The sequence below is a fragment of the Fictibacillus enclensis genome, from assembly GCF_030123385.1.
GTDB lineage: Bacteria > Bacillota > Bacilli > Bacillales > Fictibacillaceae > Fictibacillus_C > Fictibacillus_C enclensis.
The window spans coordinates 14,436-39,506 of the sequence record NZ_CP126109.1; the positions used below are offsets into that span (position 1 = coordinate 14,436).

The following is a 25,071-nucleotide window of genomic DNA, read 5'->3' on the forward strand; positions in this document are numbered from 1 at the left end:
GTTGATCACAAACCGATATATGTCTGGTGGCAATAGCGAAGAGGTCACACCCGTTCCCATACCGAACACGGAAGTTAAGCTCTTCAGCGCCGATGGTAGTTGGGGGCTTCCCCCTGTAAGAGTAGGACGTTGCCGGGCAAATGAAAGCACTGCTGAACATTCAGCGGTGCTTTTTTGTTTTGTCGAAAGATGAAAATGACGGGATACGCAAGTATTTCTTGTCGAACCGCAAGTAATGGGAGCCGTACCGCGAGTATTCTCTGTCGAACCGCAAGTAATGGAGCCCTTACCGCAACTAAATCATGTCGAACCGCAACTAACGCGACAGCGAGGGAACAAAACCAGTCTCCAAAATCCTGAATCAATTCCCGTTTCATCTTCATCCGCATCAAAAAACCCCTTATTAGTCCTTTTCCCTTTCAAAAGACTACGTACTGAATCAAAAGCCTCTAATTGGTTTTCTAAAAATCAATAGCCCTCTCCCTGTAAATCCTTCCTGCGCAAATACTCACCCAGCAGATAAGGCACTTTGTACTGTGTAACGGCGAGAAACTCTTTAATAAAAGGGAGATCATTGGTCGTGTAGGAGTGGAAGATGTCACTCCACCATTCGGTTTCATAGCGGCACAACATACTCAGGTTGTAGAGTACCGCGTAATGAATCATACATTCATTCATTTCCTTCATTTCCCGCCTGCTGCCATACAAGTAATATTGGCCGTTACTATGGTAACTGAATGGCTCGCACTCAAGAGGATGCAGCTCCTTGGATGAGTGTACAATGATGTGTTCCTTTGTTTCTTTTAATAACTGATACGTAATGGCTGGATTTTCATTCAGGAAAAGGAGGAACCTTTCCGTATTCATGTACAGACCGTCAAGGACCTCAACTGGAATCATCAGTTCCTGGTCCTTTCTGCAGACGGCTACATTTACCGATTCATTTTGCACATGCCAAAACAGATCTCTTAATTCAGGAATAAGAGGCATAATATCGTTCATTTTCAGCTTTTCTCCTTCAGCATGTTTCACATGAAACAATTCAGTAGAAAAGTGATTAAAAAGGCCGCTTCTTTGGATTCTTACTTCATCGTGAAGGAATTCATAATACTTCTTTTTCCGTTTCCTTGTCGTCACCCCATGGGCAAGCACGGAGCTATTTTCCGGATAGCCGGGATCGACCGTCAGGATGCAGGCTTTAAGCAGCTGGATCATACCATAGAACAAAAGAACAGGCTGCAGCTCTGTAGGAGCTGTGCCCGCGAGATCATAATATTTTTTTCCGTGTTCGAGAAAATAGATAAAGGGGTAACAGTTCTGGTAACTTTTGCTTTCTGCCTGCTCAATCCCTTTGCTGAAGTAACAAGAATAAAGATATTTTTGAGCCCTGCTTGAAGAGAGGAAGCTGCTGTACATAGACCAAATATTATGAGTTGACATGAGTGTGCACCTCTCCTGTTATTTTTTGAAAAGTTAGACTTATTGTTCCTTCCTTGACAGTAGTTTATCCAGTTGTTAATCTACAAATAATATTTTACAGGAAGAAAATTGATGAGAAGGGTGGAGTATACATGTGGGAGAGCAAGTTTGAGAAAGAAGGATTAACGTTTGATGATGTACTGTTGGTTCCGTCAAAGTCCTCAGTACTGCCAAAGGATGTCTCTTTAAAAACACGTCTTTCTGACTCTGTACAACTAAATGTACCGATTATTAGTGCAGGAATGGATACCGTAACAGAAGCTGAATTGGCAATTGCCATGGCACGCCAGGGCGGGTTGGGTATTATCCATAAAAACATGTCAATTGAACAGCAAGCGGAACAAGTGGACAGGGTCAAGCGTTCTGAGAGTGGGGTTATCACAGATCCTTTTTACCTGACTCCTGACCATCAAGTATTTGATGCTGAGCACCTTATGGGGAAATACAGAATTAGCGGTGTACCCATTGTCGACGGCGACAAAAAATTAGTCGGCATTCTCACTAACCGTGATCTTCGCTTTATTGAAGATTACTCCATCCAGATTTCAGATGTCATGACAAAAGAGAACCTTGTTACCGCACCTGTTGGAACAACGCTTAAAGAAGCGGAACAATTGCTTCAAAAGCATAAGATTGAAAAGCTTCCATTGGTTGATGATGAAGGAACTCTTCAAGGATTAATTACCATAAAAGATATTGAGAAAGTGATTGAGTTTCCGAACTCTGCAAAAGACAGCCAGGGACGTTTGCTGGCTGGTGCAGCAGTAGGTGTGACGAAGGATGCGATGGTTCGTATCGACAAGCTTGTGGAAGCTGGCGTGGATGCTATCGTTATTGATACCGCTCATGGCCATTCTGAAGGCGTACTGACTAAAGTCCGGGAAGTTCGTGCCAAATACCCGGACCTTACGATTATTGCCGGTAATGTGGCTACTGCCGAAGCGACAAGGGATCTTATTGAAGCAGGCGCAAGTGTGGTTAAAGTAGGTATTGGTCCTGGGTCCATCTGTACTACACGCGTTGTGGCAGGAGTTGGCGTTCCACAGATTACAGCTGTTTATGATTGTGCGACAGAAGCCCGCAAGCACGGGATACCTGTCATTGCGGACGGCGGCATTAAATATTCCGGTGACATCGTAAAAGCTTTGGCTACTGGAGGACATGCCGTTATGCTGGGCAGCATGCTTGCCGGTGTATCAGAAAGCCCGGGAGAGCGTGAGATTTATCAGGGACGTCAGTTTAAGGTATACCGGGGAATGGGGTCTATCGGCGCCATGGAACAAGGAAGCCGTGACCGATATTTCCAGGAAAATAACCAAAAACTTGTTCCGGAAGGCATTGAAGGACGCGTACCTTACAAAGGACCGCTGGCTGATACATTGTTCCAGCTAATCGGCGGTATTCGTTCCGGTATGGGATATTGCGGAACACCAACCATCGAAGAACTTCAAAACAATTCCAAATTCGTTCGAATTACAGGTGCCGGGCTTCGTGAGAGTCATCCTCACCAGGTGCAGATTACCAAAGAAGCACCAAATTATTCGGTCTAAAGATAGATTTTTGAAAAAAAGTGGACAGAGGTTATTCCTCTGTCTATTTTTTTGTATATTGCTATGGTACAATTACGTTTGTGTGTAAATTGTATGGAGGTGTCAGTGTTGTTCGGCAACAAAATTAAAGGTATTACGTTTTCTGCTGTTTTGGTTTCGATGTTATCAGCCAGTATGTTTGGATATTCAGATAAAGCAAGTGCTGCTCCTGTGCTTAAATCCAGTTCAGAGACCGCGATTTTAGTTGATGGAGATACAGGAAAGGTTTTATATCAAAAGAAAGCCGAGCAAGTATTGCCGCCTGCCAGTATGTCAAAAATGATGACAGAATACCTGGTAAATGAAGCAATTAAAAAAGGTAAAATTAAGTGGGATCAAAAAACTGCCATCAGTACATATGCCCATAAAATTTCTCAAAACCGTTCACTATCAAATGTCCCATTACGCAGTGACTATAAATATTCGGTAAAAGAACTTTACGAAGCGATGGCGATCTATTCTGCCAACGGTGCATCCATTGCGCTTGCAGAGTTAGTCGGCGGGTCTGAAGAAAAGTTTGTTAAAATGATGAATGACAAAGCCAAGGAAATGGGAATCAAGGATGCCCGTTTTGTTAACTGTACAGGTTTGAATAACAATGACCTGCAAGGATTTGATTCTGTTGGAAGCAAAACAGATGAGAATAAAATGTCCGCAAAATCCGTTGGTATTCTTGCGTACAAGCTGATCAATGATTATCCGGAAGTTCTGGATATCGCAAGTATTCCTACTAAATGGTTCCGTCCAAATACCGATGACAAAATCCTTATGAAAAACTGGAACTGGATGCTTCCGGAACTTGTTTACGGATATAAAGGTGTAGATGGTCTTAAGACAGGTACCACTGACAGCGCCGGTTATGCCTTTGCTGCTACTGCTAAACGCGATGGAACAAGACTTATCTCTGTTTTAATGAAATCAGACAGCTACAAAGGCCGTTTTGACGAAACGAAAAAGCTGCTGAGTTATGGATTTGAAAATTATTCTAAAGAAACATTATTGCCTAAGGGCTACGAGCTCAAAAACAAAAAAACCCTTCCTGTTATTCAAGGCAAGGGTAAAGAAGTAGGAATTAAAACAAAAGAACCGGTAACCATGCTGGTGAAAAACGGTGAAAAAGAAAACTACAAGCCTGTACTTGTGATCGACAAAAAACATCTCGATAAAGACGGGAAATTGAAAGCCCCTCTTAAGAAAGGTGAAGCGATCGGACACATCGAGCTGAAGTATACAGGTAAAGAAAAGGATCAGGGCTATTTGCTCAATGATGGATCCGGCAAAGGACAAGCCAGTGTGGTAACAACCAAAGCCGTCGAAAAAGCCAATTGGTTTGTACTGTCCATGAGAAGCACGGGTCATTTCTTTGGCGGTGTCTGGAATTCTGCAATGGATACGGTAAAAGGCTGGTTCTAATGTCATATCATACTCTTCGAAAGCATTGCTTTTGGAGAGTATTTTTTTAAACCCTATGAATTTTATCGGTTTTACGTTAAAATAAGTGTGAATTTGATTATTACAAAAACTCAGATTTGAGTTAATAAATAGGGGGATATGTAGCATGTTGAAAACAGGTACAGATCGTGTAAAACGCGGAATGGCTGAAATGCAAAAAGGCGGAGTCATCATGGATGTCATCAATGCAGAGCAAGCCAAAATTGCTGAAGCTTCCGGTGCAGTAGCCGTTATGGCGCTTGAGCGTGTGCCGGCTGATATTCGCGCAGCAGGCGGAGTGGCTCGCATGGCTGACCCTACCATCGTAGAGGAAGTACTCAATGCAGTAAGTATCCCCGTTATGGCGAAAGCAAGAATCGGCCACATTGTCGAAGCTCGTGTTCTTGAATCCATGGGAGTAGACTACCTGGATGAAAGTGAAGTACTGACTCCTGCCGACGAAGTGTTCCACTTAAACAAACGTGATTTTACCGTTCCATTTGTATGTGGGGCACGTGACCTTGGAGAAGCATCCCGCCGTATTGGTGAAGGAGCATCCATGCTTCGTACGAAAGGTGAGCCAGGAACAGGCAACATTGTTGAAGCGGTTCGCCACATGCGCATGATTCAAGGCCAGATCCGCAAAGTATCTGCAATGAGTGAAGATGAATTGATGACAGAGGCGAAAAACCTTGGAGCACCTTATGAAATTCTTCTTCAAATCAAAAAAGACGGCCGTCTTCCAGTCGTTAACTTTGCAGCCGGCGGTGTAGCTACACCAGCGGATGCCGCATTAATGATGGAGCTTGGAGCTGACGGTGTGTTTGTTGGATCAGGAATCTTCAAATCAGCAAACCCCGAAAAGTTTGCCCGTGCGATTGTAGAAGCAACTACTCATTACAGAGATTATGAGCTGATTGCAGAATTGTCCAAAGGACTTGGAACAGCAATGAAAGGAATTGACATCTCCACGCTTCTTCCTGGAGACCGTATGCAGGAGCGAGGCTGGTAAGAAGGGAACGCTGCATAAATGACTAAGATAGGTGTACTTGCTCTGCAAGGCGCTGTAAGGGAACATATTAAAGCTTTACAGGAAAGCGGCGCAGAAGCAGTAAGTGTAAAGCGAATTGATGAGCTGAACGACCTTGATGGCCTGATTATCCCGGGTGGAGAAAGCACGGCCATGAGGCGTTTAATCGATAAATATGAATTTCTTGAACCACTCAAAGCATTTGCAAAGGAAAAACCGGTTTTTGGCACATGTGCAGGTCTCATCCTGATGGCGAAAACCATTCAGGGACAAGATACCGCCCACCTCGAGCTGATTGATATGACGGTTGAACGCAATGCATTCGGCCGCCAAAAAGAAAGCTTTGAAGCAGAGCTTGAAATCAAAGGTGTGGGTGAGGACGTAAATGGAGTATTTATCCGTGCTCCTTACATTGTGAATGTTGGTGAAGACGTTGAAGTTCTTTCCGTTCACAATGACCGCATTGTAGGTGCCAGACAGGGACATTTCCTTTGTGCAGCCTTTCATCCGGAGCTAACGGATGACTATCGCCTGCATCAATTTTTTGTGCAGATGGTGGATGAAACGAAAAAAGTCATTGCATAAAAAAAGAAATTGTTGTACATTACTATACAAACATTATTTGTTAAATCGAAGACAGGAATCAGTAGCAACATGATTTTTGACCAGAGAGTCGGTGGCTGGTGAAAACCGATCAAAATCAGTTGCGAATCCATCCTTGAGTGGAAAGCTGAAATGTTACGTAGGCTTTCACGGTCCACATTGTCCGTTATCAATGCCGAGCGGCAGGCGATCGCCTGCAACCAGGGTGGCAACGCGGGTTAACTCTCGTCCCTTTCTACTTTATTGTAGTGTAGGGACGGGAGTTTTTTAATTTTGTACGCCGAACAATAAGCATCGGATTTCTTCGTTGCCTTGATTCCTCGGATCCTCATTTAGGGGTAACTAAACTCCGGTCCTCGGAATCAGCGGCGCCTCGAACTCCTTGCTTCTTGTTCGGCTATGGGGGAATAACGGCTTTGGTTTTCGGTATATAGTGGATTGTACTTTTGGATGGAACATTGGTTGTTGTGTAAAGGTGAAATAAAGGAGGATAAAAACATGCTGGATTTGAAATTTGTACGAGCGAATTTTGATGAAGTAAAAGAAAAACTAAGCAAACGTGGAGAAGATTTATCCGGTCTTGACCGTTTTCTCGAGTTGGATGAACGCCGCCGTCAGTTGATTGGTGAAACGGAGACGCTGAAGTCCAAGCGGAATGAAGTATCCAAACAGGTAGCGGAATTTAAGCGTGAAAAGAAGGATGCGGATCATCTGATTAAAGAGATGCGTGAAGTGGGCGACAGGATCAAAGCAATTGATGAGGAGCTCCGCACGACTGAAGAAGATTTGAATCACATCATGCTGACTTTGCCAAATCTTCCACATGAGAGCGTACCTGTTGGTGAAACAGAGGATGATAACGTGCCGGTCCGCCATTGGGGAGATATTAAAGAATTTTCCTTTGAACCTAAGGCACATTGGGACTTGGCAACGGACCTTGATATTGTAGACTTTGAAAGAGCAGCCAAAGTAACCGGCAGCCGTTTTGCTTTTTATAAGGGAGCGGGGGCGCGCCTGGAACGTGCTTTGATCAACATGATGATGGATTATCATGAAGACCACCATGGTTATACGGAGATTTTACCGCCATATATGGTAAACCGGGAAAGCATGACAGGTACCGGGCAGCTTCCTAAGTTTGAAGAAGATGCGTTTAAAATTCGTGAAGAAGATTACTTTTTAATTCCTACAGCGGAAGTCCCTGTAACAAACTTGCACCGCAACGAGATTTTAACAGCTGAGGAATTGCCAAAAGGTTATGTGGCCTACAGCGCGTGCTTTCGTTCTGAAGCAGGTTCTGCAGGAAGAGACACACGCGGCCTGATCCGCCAGCATCAGTTTAATAAGGTTGAGCTTGTACGCTTTGTTAAACCGGAGGATTCTTATGAAGAACTCGAAAAGCTTACAGGTCATGCTGAAAAAATTCTTCAGCTCCTGAAGCTTCCTTACCGGGTGCTCAGCATGTGTACGGCTGACTTAGGATTCACGGCAGCGAAGAAGTACGACATTGAAGTATGGATTCCGAGCTATGGAACGTACCGTGAAATTTCTTCTTGTTCCAATTTTGAAGCCTTCCAGGCGAGAAGAGCACAAATCCGCTTCCGTCGTGAAGCCAAAGGAAAACCGGAATACGTTCATACGTTAAATGGATCCGGACTTGCGATCGGCCGAACCGTTGCTGCAATTTTGGAAAATTATCAGCAGGAAGACGGAAGCATTGTGATTCCGGAAGTGTTGCGTCCTTACATGGGGAACAAGGAAATCATCCAATAATAAGCTTGAACAGAGGAAGGGAGAACTCAATCTCCCTTTTTCTCTTTTTTAAAGGACAAGATGGTGAGGATAAGGACAATAAGAATCAACCCATATACAGGAGTCATCCAGATTTCATAGATGGAGCCGGGGTCACCTTTTACCAATTGAGTATCCAGGCTGATTCTGTTCCAGTGCAGAGACACAGGATTATCAGCATGCACTGAAAAGCGGGACAGGTATAGTGTTTCCTGCCCGAGGCGGTACAGCAGGTAGGCAAGACTAATCAGCAGTAATAAAACAGCAATCCGAAGTTTCTTTATGTCTTCATCCCCCTTTTTATTCAATATACCGTGTCTTTTTTGCCGATGGAATGCATAGAATGAATAAGGGAATATTTTTGTAAAAAGCGGTTGACTTTATAGGTAGTCACATGGTAATATATTTTTTGTCAGTAGAATTGAACACGGAGGTATACCCAAGTCTGGCTGAAGGGACCGGTCTTGAAAACCGACAGGGGTGTAACAGCTCGCGGGGGTTCGAATCCCTCTACCTCCTCCATACATAATGAACACACCTGCCTCGCGCAGGTGTTTTTTATTGCTTTCATTTATAAGAAAGAAAAAATCCTCCCCAAGCATCCTGGGGAGGATTTTATTATAGACGTACTTCTCGTTTGGTTTCGATCTTCTGTGCAATCTTGGCGACAATTTGCTCAATGGATGACGGGTCCTGAATAAGATCATAATCATTGATGTTCACACGAAGAACAGGACAGATATTAAAGTTGGATATCCATTGTTCATATCGCTCATACATTTCAATCCAGTAGTCGACCGGGGTATCCTGTTCCATTTGGCGTCCGCGGTGTTTGATCCGCTCGAGGATATCTTCCAGCGGCCCTTCCAGATGGATCAGCACATCCGGATGAGGGAAGTATGGAGTCATTACCATGGCCTCGAACAACCGTGTATACGTATCATAGTCCATTTTTGACATGGTTCCCTTGTCAGCGTGCATTTTTGCAAAAATACCGGTATCTTCATAAATCGAGCGGTCCTGTACAAAACCGCCGCCATATTCAAACATTCGTTTTTGTTCCTTGAAACGCTCGGCCAAAAAGAAAATCTGAAGATGGAAGCTCCATCGTTCAAAGTCCTTGTAAAATTTGTCGAGGTACGGATTGTTGTCTACCTTCTCCATCGATGTTCTGAAGTTTAAAGCTTCAGCCAGTGCAGAAGTCAGTGTGGATTTACCGGCGCCCACTGTACCTGCCACCGTAATCACAGCATCTAAAGGAATGTTGTATTTCTGTGCTAAATTCATCTGCTTAATTCTCCTTTATGCAGGGTGGTTTCTATTTCGGCAAAGATGCGCTCTTTGTCACTGCTGTTTGCAATAAAATCCAGATCATCTCCGTTAAAGGTGAGGACAGGGATCTCAGGATGTTCCTTTTGAAAAGCAGTCATGAACAGTTCATAGTCGGAAACCAGCTGCATGAGATAAGCGGGATCCATTTGCTTTTCAATATTTCGGCCGCGAAGCTCAATGCGTTCAAGCAACGTTTCCAGTCCAGCATTCAAGTAGATGATCATGTTCGGAACCGGCATGTCTTCGGTTAAGATATCAAATATTTGCATGTATTTTTCGTAATTTCTGCCTGTAAGCGTCCGTTCGGCAAAAATTCGGTTCTTAAAAATATGGTAATCAGCCACAACCGGGATGTTTTGGTTTAGATAAAGTTTCTGTATATCCTCAAGCTGCTTGTAGCGGTTGCAGAGAAAAAACATTTCTGTCTGGAAGCTCCACTCATCAATGTTTTCATAAAACTTTCCCAAAAACGGGTTCTCTTCTACAATCTCTTTTAACAGCTTAAACCTGTAGTGTTCTGAGATGGCTTTTGCTAATGATGTCTTTCCAACACCAATCGGCCCTTCAACTGCAATAAAAGGGGTAGAATTCATGCTGCGTTCCTCCCTAACTTCACTTACAAAAAAATAACAGACAGAAGATATTGTAGCATATGAAGAGCGGAGGGAATAGAACTAAATCATTTATGAGGATGTTTGTCAAAACATCCTGGGGCAGGTTATCAAAACATCGTTCGTTTTTTGTTTTCTTCCGCTTCTTTTATGATCTTTTCCAGGTCCAATTCATTCTCCTTGGTTATATCGGCGCTAAGTGTGTTTTTCATAAGCAAAATAGCACGTTCATTATCTTCGGCAATATTGGATGCGGAACAATCTTCCGGTATATAAAGAGTAAAATCGCGCATGAAGGCATCATTGGCAGAGAAGAGCACGCAAATATTTCCGGCGACGCCTGTCATGATCAAGCTTGTGATTTTCATGTCATGCAAAAGGGTGGATAAAGGAGTTGAAAAGAAAGCGGAGTGCATTGGTTTGATAATGAAAAAATCATCTTCTTCCGGTGTAAGCTGCTCCACAAATTCTTTCCCTCTTTCTCCGAGGCAATAATCCACAAGTTTATGTTTATCGGATTGCCATTTACCGAAATTATCATTAACATAAATCACGGGAATTCCTTTTTCCTTAGCCCTTTTTTTCAAGTTGGCGATATGAGGGGCGATAGGAAGGGATTGCTCAATGAGCATCTCTCCCTCAGGGAAATCAAAATCATTGATCACATCTATGATTAACAGAGCTACAGGGGGATAAGATGGTGATGAGGACAAAGAAAACTCACTCCTTTTTAAAGTCACTCTCAGGTACTCATATCTATTCCTTTCTTTATTATTAGCAAAACCTTTTGTATAATCACATCAAATACAAAGATGGAGTCTGAAAACAATGCTTCAACAAGAAAAAGACGAGTATTATATGTCACTGGCCCTTAAAGAAGCCAAGAAGGCTGAAGAAATAGGTGAAGTGCCAATCGGTGCCGTTCTGGTGAAGGATGATGAGGTGATTGCTGCAGCCTTTAACCGCCGCGAGACTGAACACCGTGCCGTTGCTCATGCAGAACTGCTGGCGATCGATCAGGCGTGCCGCAAGCTTGAGGCCTGGAGACTTTCGGGCAGTACGCTTTACGTTACCCTTGAGCCGTGCGCCATGTGTGCGGGAGCGCTTGTCCTCTCAAGAGTCGACCGGGTGGTCTATGGTGCATCAGACCCCAAAGGCGGCTGTGCCGGCACATTGATGAACCTTCTGGAGGAAGAACGGTTTAATCATCAATGCGAGGTTGCGGCAGGGGTTCGTGGTGAGGAATGCAGCGAGATGCTTTCCGCTTTCTTTCGGGGGCTCAGAAAACGGAACAAAGAACAGAAGAAGTTGCAGGACCGCCAATAATTGTAAATATCTGGTCCGGGTTGATTTTTTAACGCTGCCGTTGTATACTTAATCTTGCACATTTGATATGTGCCTAACAATGTTATACACTTTGTCGCGCTAGGCGGGGAGGTAGCGGTGCCCTGTACTCGCAATCCGCTGTAGCGAGGCTGAATTCCTCTCCTCGGTTAGTCCAACGTACGGCCTGACCCACGTAAGTGGTGTTGACATTCGGGTCCTGCGCAACGGGGACCCATGAACCCTGTCAGGTCCGGAAGGAAGCAGCAGTAAGTGGTCATCTTCGTGTGCCGCGGGGCAGCCTGGATCGAGCTAACTGCCTGGGTAACGCGTAGGTTGGCTATTCCAAAGAGAGGTGCGCGGCATTTTATATACTTAAAACAATAACTCACTCCTTATGGGGTGAGTTTTTTGCTGATTTTCAGTATAATAGAGGATAGAGAACTTATTTTTAAACATGAATGAAGGAGGGCATGGGATGAGCTATCAAGCGCTTTACCGTGTCTGGCGGCCTCAGTCCTTTCATGATGTGGTCGGACAGGAACATATCACCAAGACAATCCAGAACGCACTTGTCCAGGACAAGCTTTCCCATGCCTATCTGTTTTCAGGGCCACGGGGAACGGGGAAAACAAGTGCGGCGAAGATTATTGCTAAGGCTGTAAACTGTGTTCATGCACCAACAGCAGAACCTTGCAATGAATGCGATCACTGTATGGGAATTACAAACGGGTCCATTTCCGATGTACTGGAAATCGATGCGGCTTCCAATACAGGAGTCGACGACATACGGGATATACGGGATAAAGTGAAATTTGCACCATCGGTTGTCCGTTATAAGGTCTATATTATAGATGAGGTTCATATGCTTTCAACTGGAGCGTTCAACGCCCTGCTTAAAACATTGGAAGAGCCTCCACCCCATGTTATTTTTATTCTTGCTACAACAGAACCACATAAAATTCCACTTACTATTATTTCGCGTTGCCAGCGGTTTGACTTCAAGCGGATCTCCAGTGATTCCATCGTTAACCGAATGAAGACCATACTGGATTCCAACAGCATCATACCGGATGATGATGCCCTCCACCTTCTTGCCAGGGCTGCTGAAGGGGGAATGCGGGATGCGTTAAGTCTGCTCGATCAGGCGATTTCCTACAGCGAGGATGAAGTGAAAGTCGAGGATGTGCTCGCGGTCACCGGAGCCGTTTCGCAAGGCTTTTTATCACAGGTGGCCAAAGCCTTTAAGGAGAAGGACGTAGCGAAAGCTTTGAATGTGGCAGGCCGGCTTATGTCGGAGGGGAAGGATCCTGTACGCTTCCTTACCGATCTCATTTATTACTACCGTGACATGCTTTTATACCAGACGGCTCCGAATCTTGAAGAAATACTGGACCGGGTAAAAGTGGATGATGAATTCAAAGAACTTGCAGAGGAAACGGACCGTACGTGGATTTACAAAGTAATCGAGCTGTTGAATCAGTCACAGCAGGAAATGAAGTGGACCAATCATCCTAAGATTTTTCTGGAGCTTTCCCTGATCAAAATCTGCCAGGAAGAACGGCAGGAAACAGCAGGAGCGAGCCAGGACTTGTTTAAGAAAATAGAAGACCTCGAGCATGAAGTCCGAATACTGAAGGAAAAAGGTGTGGCACTTGCACCTTCCTCATCTGATGCCCCGCCTGTCCAGGAAAAGAAAACATTCAGGACATCGGGAAAAGGAAGCGGAACAAATACCGGCCGAGTGAAAGAGATGCTGAAAAAAGCGGCCAAGCCGAATTTGGTCCAGGTGAAAAACAACTGGGGAACCATCATGGAGAAGATCAAGGCGGAAAAAGTAAGCGTCTTTGCTCTTTTATCTGGTGCAGAACCGGTTGCATGCTCAGACAAAGATGTGCTTCTCTCCTTCCAACATGAAATTCACAGCCAAATGGCGTCGTCCGACAACATTCGCAGCTGTGTGGAAAACGTAATATATAGTACAATAGGGAAGTCCCTAACCATGCTAACCATCCTCCAGCCTGAATGGGAGACCGTGAAAAAAGAGTTCATTCAGCAGCAGCATCGGAGCGATGGAGGACAGGGCGAGGCGGAAGCGGAAGATCCACTAATTGCAGAAGCCAAAAAGCTCTTTGGAGAAGAATTAATTGAAATAAAAGAATAAACCTTAGGAGGAAGATATTTATGATGCGTGGCGGCGGAAACATGAACAATATGATGAAACAAATGCAGAAGATGCAAAAGGAAATGGCAAAAGCCCAGGAGGACCTTAAGGATAAAAAAGCGGAAGGCACTGCTGGCGGCGGTATGGTTACCGTGATTGCTAACGGACATAAAGAAATTCTGGAAGTTAACATTAAAGAGGAAGTCGTAGATCCTGAAGATATTGAAATGCTTCAAGACCTTGTGCTTGCTGCTACCAACGAAGCACTTAAAAAAGTAGATGAGCTTGTATCACAAGATATGGGCAAATTCACTAAAGGGCTGAACATACCGGGATTATTCTAGGGGGCTAACATATGCATTACCCAGAGCCGATATCAAAGCTGATAGACAGCTTTATGAAATTGCCAGGAATCGGACCCAAAACAGCGGTCCGTCTGGCATTTTTCGTATTAGACATGCGTGAAGATGATGTGCTCGATTTTGGCCGGGCCCTTGTGAACGCCAAAAGGAACTTAATGTATTGTTCCAATTGCTTTCATATTACAGACCGTGATCCGTGCATGATCTGTGACGATTCCAGCAGGGATCATACCACCATCTGTGTGGTGCATGATTCCAAGGATGTTATCGCCATGGAAAAAATGAAGGACTTCCGGGGCCTCTACCATGTGCTGCACGGTTCCATTTCCCCAATTGAAGGGATTGGACCGGAAGACATCAAAATTGCGGAACTTTTAAAACGGCTGGCCGATGACAATATTCAGGAAATCATCTTGGCGACGGATCCCAATATTGAAGGTGAAGCTACAGCTATGTATATTGCCCGGCTGTTAAAGCCGACCGGCATTAAGGTTACGCGGATTGCTCATGGACTCCCTGTAGGCGGGGATTTGGAATATGCCGATGAAGTGACACTTTCCAAAGCCATGGAAGGCAGACGTGAAATATAATTAAAAGGAGACATACCGTATGTTCTTCTCCCGAAAAGGGCGTTTGCGAAAAGAAGGAGATCAACGTCTTTTAGAATCCCTTCAGCAAATCAAGACTGTCTGGGCCAATCAGAAAGCCATGGTGGAACGAAGCGTCGAGCCTTCGGATCAGGTTTTGTGTGAATTGAAGCTGGCAGAAGCCAAATATTTGTTCCTGCTAAAGGAAGCGAAAATTAGAAAAGTCACAACAGGGAGGCTGAAATAGGCCTTCCTGTTCTTTTTTTGGGACATCCTCCATACATTAGCTATATATGAAGGGTAGGGAGGATGAGTATGCAACCTGTTATGGTCATTTCCATTATAGGAAGTGCAATCTTGCTGTTACTATTGATCGGAGCTCCGTTAAAGCCGCTAAGGTGGACAGGACAGCTGCTGATACGCCTGTCGATTGGAGCTTTGCTGCTGTTCTTTTTGAACACCGCAGGGGCCTCCTACGATATCCACGTACCGATCAATGCGGCCACTGTCTTTATTTCCGGTTTGCTCGGTCTGCCCGGGCTTGCTTCACTGGCAGCTATACAGTATTTTATTGTGGGCTGATCCTCTTCCTGCTGAGCTTTTGTTCGGCAAAAGAGGATTCTTTTTTTATTTTGATAAAAACTCTTGCCAACCATTAGCTACCGTGGTATATTAATTGAGCTGCTTCTTTGCTTGCTGATTTGGCAAGTAGCCAAGAAAAACTTTTTAAAAAAAGTGTTGACTTGATGGGCAGCTAAGTGATATAATAATAAAGTCGCCAAAACAAGCGACGCAAACAAATGTTCTTTGAAAACCAAACAAAAGCCAGAGTAAGTCAGGGATTTTACAATCCCATCAATTTCTTATTTTTAAACTTTAAGAGCTATATCAAACACTTTATTGGAGAGTTTGATCCTGGCTCAGGATGAACGCTGGCGGCGTGCCTAATACATGCAAGTCGAGCGAATGACGAGGAGCTTGCTCCTCTGATTTAGCGGCGGACGGGTGAGTAACACGTGGGTAACCTGCCTGTAAGACGGGGATAACTCCGGGAAACCGGAGCTAATACCGGATGATAACGAGAAGCGCCTGCTTCTTTTTTGAAAGTCGGTTTCGGCTGACGCTTACAGATGGGCCCGCGGCGCATTAGCTAGTTGGTGAGGTAACGGCTCACCAAGGCGACGATGCGTAGCCGACCTGAGAGGGTGATCGGCCACACTGGGACTGAGACACGGCCCAGACTCCTACGGGAGGCAGCAGTAGGGAATCTTCGGCAATGGACGAAAGTCTGACCGAGCAACGCCGCGTGAGCGATGAAGGCCTTCGGGTCGTAAAGCTCTGTTGTCAGAGAAGAACAAGTACCGGAGTAACTGCCGGTACCTTGACGGTACCTGACCAGAAAGCCACGGCTAACTACGTGCCAGCAGCCGCGGTAATACGTAGGTGGCAAGCGTTATCCGGAATTATTGGGCGTAAAGCGCGCGCAGGCGGTCTTTTAAGTCTGATGTGAAAGCCCACGGCTCAACCGTGGAGGGTCATTGGAAACTGGGAGACTTGAGTGCAGGAGAGAAAAGTGGAATTCCACGTGTAGCGGTGAAATGCGTAGAGATGTGGAGGAACACCAGTGGCGAAGGCGGCTTTTTGGCCTGTAACTGACGCTGAGGCGCGAAAGCGTGGGGAGCAAACAGGATTAGATACCCTGGTAGTCCACGCCGTAAACGATGAGTGCTAGGTGTTGGGGGGTTCCACCCTCAGTGCTGACGTTAACACATTAAGCACTCCGCCTGGGGAGTACGGCCGCAAGGCTGAAACTCAAAGGAATTGACGGGGGCCCGCACAAGCAGTGGAGCATGTGGTTTAATTCGAAGCAACGCGAAGAACCTTACCAGGTCTTGACATCCTCTGACCACTTGAGAGATCAAGCTTTCCCCTTCGGGGGACAGAGTGACAGGTGGTGCATGGTTGTCGTCAGCTCGTGTCGTGAGATGTTGGGTTAAGTCCCGCAACGAGCGCAACCCTTGACCTTAGTTGCCAGCATTCAGTTGGGCACTCTAAGGTGACTGCCGGTGACAAACCGGAGGAAGGTGGGGATGACGTCAAATCATCATGCCCCTTATGACCTGGGCTACACACGTGCTACAATGGGTGGTACAAAGGGTTGCGAAGCCGCGAGGCCGAGCCAATCCCAAAAAGCCACTCTCAGTTCGGATTGTAGGCTGCAACTCGCCTACATGAAGCCGGAATTGCTAGTAATCGCGGATCAGCATGCCGCGGTGAATACGTTCCCGGGCCTTGTACACACCGCCCGTCACACCACGAGAGTTTGTAACACCCGAAGTCGGTGGGGTAACCTTTTGGAGCCAGCCGCCGAAGGTGGGACAGATGATTGGGGTGAAGTCGTAACAAGGTAGCCGTATCGGAAGGTGCGGCTGGATCACCTCCTTTCTATGGAGACATGAGCACTCAGGTGCCTCATGAATCTTACTCTGAGCTTTTGTTTGGTTTTGAAAGAACATCGTTTCTTTCAATTCATAATAAGGTTACACATTTGTTGTGGCCATGTTCCTTGAAAACTAGATAACGAAACATCCAAACAAGCCAACTAATTCATTAGTTGTGCGCTGATTTAGTACTATTTTTAACGATCTTACGATCGTGTTAAAGGTTAAGCTAGAAAGGGCGCACGGTGGATGCCTTGGCACTAGGAGCCGAAGAAGGACGGGACGAACACCGATATGCCTCGGGGAGCTGTAAGTAAGCATTGATCCGGGGATTTCCGAATGGGGGAACCCACCATCCGTAATGGGATGGTATCCATATCTGAATACATAGGATATGAGAAGGCAGACCCGGGGAACTGAAACATCTAAGTACCCGGAGGAAGAGAAAGCAAATGCGATTTCCTGAGTAGCGGCGAGCGAAACGGAAACAGCCCAAACCAGAGGGCTTGCCCTCTGGGGTTGTAGGACACTCTACATGGAGTTACAAAGGAACGGGGTAGATGAAGCGGTCTGGAAAGGCCGGCCAAAGAAGGTAACAGCCCTGTAGTTGAAACTTCGTTCCCTCCTGAGTGGATCCTGAGTACGGCGGGACACGTGAAACCCCGTCGGAATCCGGGAGGACCATCTCCCAAGGCTAAATACTCCCTAGTGACCGATAGTGAACCAGTACCGTGAGGGAAAGGTGAAAAGCACCCCGGAAGGGGAGTGAAAGAGATCCTGAAACCGTGTGCCTACAAGTAGTTGGAGCCCATTAACGGGTGACAGCGTGCCTTTTGTAGAATGAACCGGCGAGTTACGATAACGTGCAAGGTTAAGCCGAGAAGGCGGAGCCGCAGCGAAAGCGAGTCTGAATAGGGCGCCATAGTACGTTGTCGTAGACCCGAAACCGTGTGATCTACCCATGTCCAGGGTGAAGTTCAGGTAACACTGAATGGAGGCCCGAACCCACGCACGTTGAAAAGTGCGGGGATGAGGTGTGGGTAGGGGTGAAATGCCAATCGAACACGGAGATAGCTGGTTCTCCCCGAAATAGCTTTAGGGCTAGCCTCGCGGCTAGAGTCCTGGAGGTAGAGCACTGATTGGACTAGGGGCCCCCACAGGGTTACCGAATTCAGTCAAACTCCGAATGCCAGAGACTTATCCGCGGGAGTCAGACTGCGAGTGATAAGATCCGTAGTCAAGAGGGAAACAGCCCAGACCATCAGCTAAGGTCCCAAAGTATACGTTAAGTGGGAAAGGATGTGGAGTTGCCCAGACAACCAGGATGTTGGCTTAGAAGCAGCCACCATTTAAAGAGTGCGTAATAGCTCACTGGTCGAGTGACTCTGCGCCGAAAATGTACCGGGGCTAAACGTATCACCGAAGCTATGGATTGTACCGTCAGGTACAGTGGTAGGGGAGCGTTCGAAGTGCGGTGAAGTCAGACCGGAAGGACTGGTGGAGCGCTTTGAAGTGAGAATGCCGGTATGAGTAGCGAAAGACAAGTGAGAATCTTGTCCATCGAAAGCCTAAGGTTTCCTGAGGAAGGCTCGTCCGCTCAGGGTTAGTCGGGACCTAAGCCGAGGCCGAAAGGCGTAGGCGATGGCCAACAGGTTGAAATTCCTGTACCACCTCCTTTCCGTTTGAACGACGGGGGGACGCAGGAAGGTAGGGAGAGCGCGCGAATGGAAATGCGCGTCTAAGCAGTTAGGCTGATTGTGAGGCAAATCCCGCAATCGTGAAGGCTGAGCTGTGACGGCGAGGGAAATTACAGTACCGAAGTCCCTGATCCTACACTGCCAAGAAAAGCCTCTAGTGAGGAAAGAGGTGCCCGTACCGCAAACCGACACAGGTAGGCGAGGAGAGAATCCTAAGATGATCGGGAGAACTCTCGTTAAGGAACTCGGCAAAATGACCCCGTAACTTCGGGAGAAGGGGTGCTCTGGTAGGGTTTATCGCCCGAGAGAGCCGCAGTGAATAGATCCAAGCGACTGTTTAGCAAAAACACAGGTCTCTGCGAAGCCGCAAGGCGAAGTATAGGGGCTGACACCTGCCCGGTGCTGGAAGGTTAAGAGGAGGGGTTATCCCTTAGGGGAGAAGCTCTGAATTGAAGCCCCAGTAAACGGCGGCCGTAACTATAACGGTCCTAAGGTAGCGAAATTCCTTGTCGGGTAAGTTCCGACCCGCACGAAAGGTGTAACGATTTGGATACTGTCTCAACGAGAGACCCGGTGAAATTATAGTACCTGTGAAGATGCAGGTTACCCGCGACAGGACGGAAAGACCCCATGGAGCTTTACTGCAGCTTGATATTGGATTTTGGTACAGTTTGTACAGGATAGGTAGGAGCCTGAGAAGTCGGAGCGCCAGCTTCGATGGAGGCGTCGGTGGGATACTACCCTGACTGTATTGAAATTCTAACCTGGAACCGTGATCCGGTTCGGAGACAGTGTCAGGTGGGCAGTTTGACTGGGGCGGTCGCCTCCTAAATCGTAACGGAGGCGCCCAAAGGTTCCCTCAGAATGGTTGGAAATCATTCGCAGAGTGTAAAGGCACAAGGGAGCTTGACTGCGAGACCTACAAGTCGAGCAGGGACGAAAGTCGGGCTTAGTGATCCGGTGGTTCCGCATGGAAGGGCCATCGCTCAACGGATAAAAGCTACCCTGGGGATAACAGGCTTATCTCCCCCAAGAGTCCACATCGACGGGGAGGTTTGGCACCTCGATGTCGGCTCATCGCATCCTGGGGCTGAAGTAGGTCCCAAGGGTTGGGCTGTTCGCCCATTAAAGCGGTACGCGAGCTGGGTTCAGAACGTCGTGAGACAGTTCGGTCCCTATCCGTCGCGGGCGCAGGAAATTTGAGAGGAGCTGTCCTTAGTACGAGAGGACCGGGATGGACACACCGCTGGTGTACCAGTTGTTCCGCCAGGGGCATAGCTGGGTAGCTACGTGTGGACGGGATAAGTGCTGAAAGCATCTAAGCATGAAGCCCCCCTCAAGATGAGATTTCCCATCACGTCAAGTGAGTAAGACCCCTTAGAGATGATGAGGTTGATAGGTCTGGTGTGGAAGCGTGGTGACACGTGGAGCTGACAGATACTAATCGGTCGAGGGCTTATCCTTAAAAACAAAAGCGGAATGAACCGCTTATATCCGACAAGCGTTGGAGACCCTGACAAGAACACGGTTTTGGTGTTCGTCGGAAGGGACGAAACGACCTCGAGGATATGGTTCATGAAGCTGGACGTTATCAGTAAGTTTGGATGAAGTTATCTAGTTTTGAGGGAATATGCCTCAAAAACAAAAGGTTTGTCAGCGACAAGAGATTCGAGGAAGCAAAACGACGACTCTCCGGAGTGTACTTTACCGTACATGAGGAAGAGGAGGAGTGAAGCTGACGAAGAAAATCGCCGTTGATCACAAACCGATATATGTCTGGTGGCAATAGCGAAGAGGTCACACCCGTTCCCATACCGAACACGGAAGTTAAGCTCTTCAGCGCCGATGGTAGTTGGGGGCTTCCCCCTGTAAGAGTAGGACGTTGCCGGGCAAAAATGAAGCACTGTTGAGAAATCAGCGGTGCTTTTTTGTTTTGTCGAAAGATGAAAATGGCGTGATATGCAAGTAAATCGTGTCGAACCGCAACTAAATTCCCGATCACCGCAACTAAATCATGTCGAATCGCAAGTAAGAGAGGCCAACCCGCAACTAAATCATGTCGAACCGCAAGTAACGCCGCCTAGAGGGGAACAAAACCAGTCTCCAAAGTCCTGGATCAACCCGAATCCTGGCTTCGCCCTCACCAAAAAACCCCTAATTAGTCCTTTCCTTTTCAAAAAAACCAAAAACTTATCTCAGAGAGCCCTGACTTGTCCAAACCTTTCCTTATCCAAAACCTCAAATCCACACCCACCATCAGAAAAAAGAATCAGCATAAAACCTGAAAAAGGCTTTAATTTTCGGAGACAGACACGAACAAATTCCGGGTTACATACATTGAACTAGAGCCCAAGAAGAAAAAACGAGTTTAGTAAGGTACGAGAGTATAGAGAAGCTTCGCCCTGGGAAGAATGGGAGTAACGGAGGTGGATAAACAATGGAATCATCAAAAGAGCAAGCAGGGGAACTGTGCTTAGTTTGCGAAGAAAGGAAGCAAACAGGCATTCACATTTTACATCAGTACATTTGTATGGATTGCGAAGAAAAAATAGTTTCTGCCGAGACCAATGACGAGTATTATAAACACTATCTGAATCAATTACGAAAACTGAAACTGGTAAAATCCTCTGTCTAAACAGGCCGCCAACGGCCTGTTTTCTCTTTGGACGTAAAGCAGAGGATATGAAGTTATGCTAAAATAAAGCTAAGCAAAACATTTAATGACCAAAGGAATAAACAGGATGCGACAACAACAAACACCATTGTACGATGCCCTTGTGCGGCATCGTGAACATACAAAATGGTCTTTTCACGTACCAGGCCACAAGAACGGGACTGTAGGATTTCAGCTGACCGAGGCGTTTTCATCTGTGCTTCCCTTTGATGTGACAGAACTGTCGGGACTGGATGATCTTCATGAACCGACAGAAGCGATCCATGAGGCACAGCAGCTGACCGCTTCTTTTTACAGCGTGAAGCACAGTTACTTCCTTGTTGGTGGGAGTACCGCAGGAAATCTAGTCATGCTGTTTTCGGTTTTTAAGGAAGGGGATGTTGTCTTCATTCAGCGGAATTGCCATAAGTCCGTGTTAAACGGGCTTGAGCTGGCTGGATTGAAGCCTGTTTTTTTATCTCCTGAAGTAGACCCGGCGGGGCAATTTGCGACAGGTATTTCCTTTGCAGGCATAAAAAAGGCACTGGACAAGTATCCAGATGCCAAAGGAATCCTTCTCACTTCTCCAAACTACTATGGTATGATTCCTGATCTGACTGAAATCGTTGAGTATATGCATCATAAAGATCTGGTTGTGCTGGTGGATGAGGCGCATGGTGCTCATTTGGGGCACAGTGAATACTTTCCGGATGGTTCGATAAGCGCTGGAGCGGATATGGTTGTGCATTCGGCTCATAAGACCCTGCCGGCGATGACAATGGGCGCGTACCTGCACTCCAACAGTTTTCGAATCGACGAAAAAAGGGTAAAACATTACTTACAAGCCCTTCAGTCAAGTTCACCTTCCTATCCCATTATGGCCTCTCTTGATCTGGCCAGAGCGTATACCGCAAATCTTTCTACTGGTGATTTTAAAAAAATCAGGCAGAATGCAGATCATTTTCGCCGCTCCTTAACTGAGCTTTCTGGACTTCATGTGCTGGAAGCTTCACCAGGATGCAGAGTGGATCCATTGAAAGTTACGGTACAGAGTACGATGGGATTATCGGGATATGAACTACAGCATATATTTGAGAGAAAGGGAATTTACACTGAACTTGCTGATCCCTTCAATGTATTGTTTGTTCTACCATTGAAAGAGCTTCAGGATTCAACGACAATCATTCAAACGATACAGGATGCTCTTTCGGAAGAAATGTTTCACAAGGAACAATTTCGACAAACTCCGGTAACCGTCCGGTCGGCTGAGATTAGTGCTCTTGAAAAGAGTTACAAGGAATTGGCGCAAATGGAGACCAAGTTTGTGTTTCTTGAAGAGGCAGCAGGTTTTATTGCGGCAGAAGCGATTATTCCGTACCCGCCAGGCATTCCTTTGATTGCCAAAGGGGAACGGATCACAGAAGCTATGATTAAAGAATATCAGTACTTGTCCAGCCAGGGTGCAAGGTTTCATGGAGGACAGGAACATAAAATATACGTATTTGCAGAACAGAAGGAAGAGTGCTTGTGAACGGATTATTTATAACCATTGAAGGACCTGATGGCTCAGGCAAATCCACTCAAATCAAAAAGTTGGCGGAGTTTTTACAGGGAAATTCCATTCCCTTTATTTTAACCCGGGAACCGGGGGGAACCGCGGTAAGCGATAGAATCCGGTCATTAATCCTGGATCCGGCCCATCCGGAGATGGCTGATGAAACGGAGGTACTGCTGTACGCCGCATCGCGTGCACAGCATGTAAAGGAAAAAATCGTCCCCGCACTTCAGGAAGGAAAATTGGTTCTGTGCGACCGGTTTGTGGACGCTTCCGTCGCTTATCAGGCGTATGGCCTCGGTATTCCTGTAGAGGATGTGACCCGCATCAACCGATTTGCAACAGGGGGATTAAAGCCGGACCGCAGCTATCTTATTGATGTCGCACCCGAGATCGGGAGACAGCGCATGGTAAGCCGTTACTCAGGGGAAGGGCTTGACCGTATTGAGCAGAAAGAGCTTGATTACCATGAACGGGTCCGATCCGGTTTTCAAAAGATTTATGAAGAAAACAGGGAGCGTTTCCTGCTTGTCGATGGAAATCAGACTGTAGACGAAGTTTTTGATGAAATCATAAAGGATATTAAATTGCTTCTAGCGAACCGATATAAATAATACAAAAGCAGGAGGGATACAAAGGATGAAGATGATCATTGCAGTTGTACAGGACAAAGACAGCAACCGGTTGGCAGATGCCCTTGTCAAACATGAATTTCGTGCGACCAAGCTTGCGACCACAGGAGGGTTCCTGAAAGCAGGCAACACGACGTTTATGATTGGTGTGGAAGATCAGCAGGTAGATCGCGTCATGGAAATTATCAAAGAAAACTGCAAGAGCCGCAATCAGCTGGTTGCCCCTGTATCTCCTATGGGCGGCAATGCTGATGCGTATGTCCCTTATCCTGTTGAAGTTGAAGTTGGAGGCGCAACGGTGTTTGTTCTTCCGATCGAAAGTTTTCAGCAGTTTTAAACAATGGAGGAATGGAAATGAAAATCGGCCAGGATTCCCGTACGGTGGTTGAGACCAGGATTGCAGAAACCAGAGGAAACGGGAAAAACGGTCTTTCGTTTGGGGAAGCCGTAGCGACTCAACAGAAAAAGCTTCAAAGCGAGCAATTGGGAACGCTTTTTAAAGATGTGGAAAAACAGGGTGAGCGGCTCATTCGGAGCCAGACATTGAAAGATTTCACGCAATACAAGCAGCTTGTTCTGCGATTTGTCAAAGAAGCCGTAAGTATTGGCATGAATCTTAAACAACACAAAGGGTGGAACAGCCAGGGAAGATTGCAGACATCACGGCTGGTTCAGGAGATTGACACGAAACTGCTCGAAATGACCGATACGATGATAAAGAAAGAAGAAAAATCAATCAGCCTCCTTGATCAGGTTGGCGAAATGAAAGGGCTATTGATTAATTTATATATGTAGGTGGAAAAAATGAGCTGGGAACAATTAAGTAAGCGTCAGCCAAGGGTTGTTAAAACGTTAACAAACACTGTCAGGAAAGACCGTCTTGCTCATGCTTATGTGTTTGAGGGGGGCCATGGCACCGGCAAGATGGACGTGGCCCTGCAGCTTGCAAAGACATTTTTATGCAGGGAGAAAACAGATGTTGAACCTTGCGGAGAATGCAGGGATTGCAGACGGATCGAATCAGGCAATCATCCCGACGTTCATGTGGTTCAGCCGGACGGGCAATCCATTAAGATCGATCAAATACGCGGTCTGCAAAAGGAATTTGCCTATCATGGCATGGAATCGGAAAAGAAGGTTTATATTGTCGAGCATGCCGACCGAATGACGGTTCAGGCAGCCAACAGTCTGCTGAAATTTCTGGAAGAGCCTACGTCTTCCACTATCGCCATTTTGCTGACTGAACAGGTGCACCGGTTGCTTGAAACGATTATGTCACGCTCACAGGTGCTTTCTTTTTCACCGCTTCCCTCCGATCAGCTGATCGCGGTTCTTCAGAACGAGGGAATTTCCCTGCCGATGGCATCCATGGCAGCGGCTCTGACGAATGATACGTCAGAAGCGCTCGAAATTTGTAGGGAAGAGTGGTTTGCACAAGCACGAGACAAAGTGATACAATTAACTGAAGAGTTGAGGAGTCGTCCCAACCAGGCTCTTGTTTCATTACAGGAAAACTGGTTGTCGTTTTTTAAGGAAAAAGATCAACTCGACAACGCATTAAGCCTTTTATTGATCTGGTACAAAGATCTTTTATTTATACAGCTTTCGGAGCCGGAGCACCTGGTATTTGTCGATCAGCGGCAGGCGTTGGAGCAACAAGCTCTACATACCTCACAGAAACGAATCAGTGAGAACATGCTGGCGGTATTAACAGCCAAGCAACGTCTAGGTGCAAACGTAAACCCACAGCTCCTCATGGAGCAGCTGGTTTTACGATTACGGGAGGGATAA

Annotated in this window: 22 protein-coding genes, 1 tRNA gene, 4 rRNA genes, 1 other RNA gene and 1 other annotated feature; of the genes, 23 read left to right on the forward strand and 5 right to left on the reverse strand. The window is 46.4% G+C overall.

From position 1 onward, the window contains the following. Positions 1–22 precede the first annotated feature (22 nt). Positions 23–138 (forward strand): 5S ribosomal RNA (rrf, locus tag QNH15_RS00050). Positions 139–468: 330 nt separating this feature from the next. Here the strand turns inward: rrf (QNH15_RS00050) and QNH15_RS00055 are convergent. Next, positions 469–1,440 carry a YaaC family protein gene (locus QNH15_RS00055; RefSeq protein WP_283891747.1) on the reverse strand — a complete coding sequence of 324 codons (972 nt, stop codon included), beginning with the start codon at positions 1,438–1,440 and terminating at the stop codon, positions 469–471. A gap of 131 nt (positions 1,441–1,571) precedes the next feature. Here QNH15_RS00055 and guaB point away from each other — a divergent pair, with 131 nt between their 5' ends. The 5 genes from guaB to serS all read left to right on the forward strand — a co-directional run bounded on the left by guaB (position 1,572) and on the right by serS (position 7,905). After that, the gene (gene guaB, locus QNH15_RS00060; RefSeq protein ID WP_283891749.1) at positions 1,572–3,029 is read left to right on the forward strand and encodes an IMP dehydrogenase; all 1,458 of its coding nucleotides are present in this window, start codon (positions 1,572–1,574) and stop codon (positions 3,027–3,029) included. Positions 3,030–3,188: 159 nt separating this feature from the next. Continuing rightward, positions 3,189–4,481 carry a serine hydrolase gene (locus QNH15_RS00065; protein ID WP_430667152.1) on the forward strand — a complete coding sequence of 431 codons (1,293 nt, stop codon included), beginning with the start codon at positions 3,189–3,191 and terminating at the stop codon, positions 4,479–4,481. A 145-nt stretch (positions 4,482–4,626) separates the two neighbouring features. Then, positions 4,627–5,511: a pyridoxal 5'-phosphate synthase lyase subunit PdxS gene (gene pdxS / locus QNH15_RS00070; protein ID WP_061976015.1), complete on the forward strand. Its 885-nt coding sequence runs from the start codon at positions 4,627–4,629 to the stop codon at positions 5,509–5,511. A gap of 18 nt (positions 5,512–5,529) precedes the next feature. Next, entirely contained in the window at positions 5,530–6,114 is a 585-nt protein-coding gene (gene pdxT, locus QNH15_RS00075; RefSeq protein ID WP_283891757.1) for a pyridoxal 5'-phosphate synthase glutaminase subunit PdxT, read from the forward strand. 39 nt (positions 6,115–6,153) lie between these two features. Beyond that, positions 6,154–6,368: a binding site (T-box leader), on the forward strand. Positions 6,369–6,630: 262 nt separating this feature from the next. Beyond that, positions 6,631–7,905, forward strand: coding sequence for a serine--tRNA ligase (serS, locus tag QNH15_RS00080; protein ID WP_283891758.1), 1,275 nt, complete (start codon positions 6,631–6,633; stop codon positions 7,903–7,905). 26 nt (positions 7,906–7,931) lie between these two features. Here the strand turns inward: serS and QNH15_RS00085 are convergent, their stop codons facing one another. Beyond that, positions 7,932–8,231 carry a hypothetical protein gene (locus QNH15_RS00085; protein WP_283891760.1) on the reverse strand — a complete coding sequence of 100 codons (300 nt, stop codon included), beginning with the start codon at positions 8,229–8,231 and terminating at the stop codon, positions 7,932–7,934. 121 nt (positions 8,232–8,352) lie between these two features. Between QNH15_RS00085 and QNH15_RS00090 the strand changes: the two genes are divergently transcribed. Continuing rightward, a tRNA-Ser gene (locus QNH15_RS00090) sits at positions 8,353–8,445 on the forward strand. Positions 8,446–8,541: 96 nt separating this feature from the next. Here the strand turns inward: QNH15_RS00090 and QNH15_RS00095 are convergent. The 3 genes from QNH15_RS00095 to QNH15_RS00105 form a co-directional block, all read right to left on the reverse strand. Beyond that, positions 8,542–9,210 (reverse strand): deoxynucleoside kinase, encoded by a 669-nt coding sequence (locus QNH15_RS00095; protein WP_061976021.1) that lies wholly within the window; start codon positions 9,208–9,210, stop codon positions 8,542–8,544. After that, positions 9,207–9,848 carry a deoxynucleoside kinase gene (locus tag QNH15_RS00100; protein ID WP_283891762.1) on the reverse strand — a complete coding sequence of 214 codons (642 nt, stop codon included), beginning with the start codon at positions 9,846–9,848 and terminating at the stop codon, positions 9,207–9,209. The genes QNH15_RS00095 and QNH15_RS00100 overlap by 4 nt, the downstream gene beginning before the upstream one ends. Positions 9,849–9,976: 128 nt before the next feature. Beyond that, the gene (locus QNH15_RS00105; protein WP_283891764.1) at positions 9,977–10,579 is read right to left on the reverse strand and encodes a cysteine hydrolase family protein; all 603 of its coding nucleotides are present in this window, start codon (positions 10,577–10,579) and stop codon (positions 9,977–9,979) included. Between the two features lie 115 nt (positions 10,580–10,694). Here QNH15_RS00105 and tadA point away from each other — a divergent pair, with 115 nt between their 5' ends. The 16 genes from tadA to holB all read left to right on the forward strand — a co-directional run bounded on the left by tadA (position 10,695) and on the right by holB (position 25,071). Then, entirely contained in the window at positions 10,695–11,192 is a 498-nt protein-coding gene (gene tadA, locus QNH15_RS00110; protein WP_283891766.1) for a tRNA adenosine(34) deaminase TadA, read from the forward strand. Between the two features lie 94 nt (positions 11,193–11,286). Further along, an RNA gene (gene ffs / locus QNH15_RS00115) (signal recognition particle sRNA large type) lies at positions 11,287–11,552 on the forward strand. 115 nt (positions 11,553–11,667) lie between these two features. Then, complete coding sequence (gene dnaX / locus QNH15_RS00120) at positions 11,668–13,353, forward strand: DNA polymerase III subunit gamma/tau (RefSeq protein ID WP_283891768.1); 1,686 nt, start codon at positions 11,668–11,670, stop codon at positions 13,351–13,353. 20 nt (positions 13,354–13,373) lie between these two features. Beyond that, positions 13,374–13,697 carry a YbaB/EbfC family nucleoid-associated protein gene (locus tag QNH15_RS00125; RefSeq protein ID WP_061976031.1) on the forward strand — a complete coding sequence of 108 codons (324 nt, stop codon included), beginning with the start codon at positions 13,374–13,376 and terminating at the stop codon, positions 13,695–13,697. Between the two features lie 11 nt (positions 13,698–13,708). Beyond that, positions 13,709–14,305 carry a recombination mediator RecR gene (recR, locus tag QNH15_RS00130; RefSeq protein WP_283891770.1) on the forward strand — a complete coding sequence of 199 codons (597 nt, stop codon included), beginning with the start codon at positions 13,709–13,711 and terminating at the stop codon, positions 14,303–14,305. A gap of 19 nt (positions 14,306–14,324) precedes the next feature. Further along, on the forward strand, positions 14,325–14,549 hold the full coding sequence (locus QNH15_RS00135; protein WP_061976035.1) for a YaaL family protein: 225 nt from the start codon (positions 14,325–14,327) through the stop codon (positions 14,547–14,549). A 68-nt stretch (positions 14,550–14,617) separates the two neighbouring features. Further along, positions 14,618–14,884: a pro-sigmaK processing inhibitor BofA family protein gene (locus QNH15_RS00140; protein ID WP_061976037.1), complete on the forward strand. Its 267-nt coding sequence runs from the start codon at positions 14,618–14,620 to the stop codon at positions 14,882–14,884. Between the two features lie 315 nt (positions 14,885–15,199). Then, positions 15,200–16,747 (forward strand): 16S ribosomal RNA (locus tag QNH15_RS00145). Positions 16,748–16,965: 218 nt separating this feature from the next. Continuing rightward, a 23S ribosomal RNA gene (locus QNH15_RS00150) occupies positions 16,966–19,904 on the forward strand. Between the two features lie 311 nt (positions 19,905–20,215). Then, positions 20,216–20,331: ribosomal RNA gene (rrf, locus tag QNH15_RS00155) — 5S ribosomal RNA — on the forward strand. Together the 16S, 23S and 5S rRNA genes form the textbook arrangement of a ribosomal RNA operon. Before the next feature lie 546 nt (positions 20,332–20,877). Further along, positions 20,878–21,075 carry a sigma factor G inhibitor Gin gene (locus QNH15_RS00160; protein WP_283891773.1) on the forward strand — a complete coding sequence of 66 codons (198 nt, stop codon included), beginning with the start codon at positions 20,878–20,880 and terminating at the stop codon, positions 21,073–21,075. Positions 21,076–21,181: 106 nt separating this feature from the next. After that, on the forward strand, positions 21,182–22,624 hold the full coding sequence (locus QNH15_RS00165; RefSeq protein ID WP_283891774.1) for an aminotransferase class I/II-fold pyridoxal phosphate-dependent enzyme: 1,443 nt from the start codon (positions 21,182–21,184) through the stop codon (positions 22,622–22,624). After that, positions 22,621–23,262 (forward strand): dTMP kinase, encoded by a 642-nt coding sequence (gene tmk, locus QNH15_RS00170; protein WP_283891775.1) that lies wholly within the window; start codon positions 22,621–22,623, stop codon positions 23,260–23,262. The genes QNH15_RS00165 and tmk overlap by 4 nt, the downstream gene beginning before the upstream one ends. 25 nt (positions 23,263–23,287) lie before the next feature. Beyond that, on the forward strand, positions 23,288–23,617 hold the full coding sequence (locus QNH15_RS00175) for a cyclic-di-AMP receptor (RefSeq protein ID WP_061975998.1): 330 nt from the start codon (positions 23,288–23,290) through the stop codon (positions 23,615–23,617). 17 nt (positions 23,618–23,634) lie between these two features. Then, positions 23,635–24,075 (forward strand): YaaR family protein, encoded by a 441-nt coding sequence (locus QNH15_RS00180; protein ID WP_283891777.1) that lies wholly within the window; start codon positions 23,635–23,637, stop codon positions 24,073–24,075. Positions 24,076–24,084: 9 nt separating this feature from the next. After that, positions 24,085–25,071 carry a DNA polymerase III subunit delta' gene (gene holB, locus QNH15_RS00185; RefSeq protein WP_283891779.1) on the forward strand — a complete coding sequence of 329 codons (987 nt, stop codon included), beginning with the start codon at positions 24,085–24,087 and terminating at the stop codon, positions 25,069–25,071.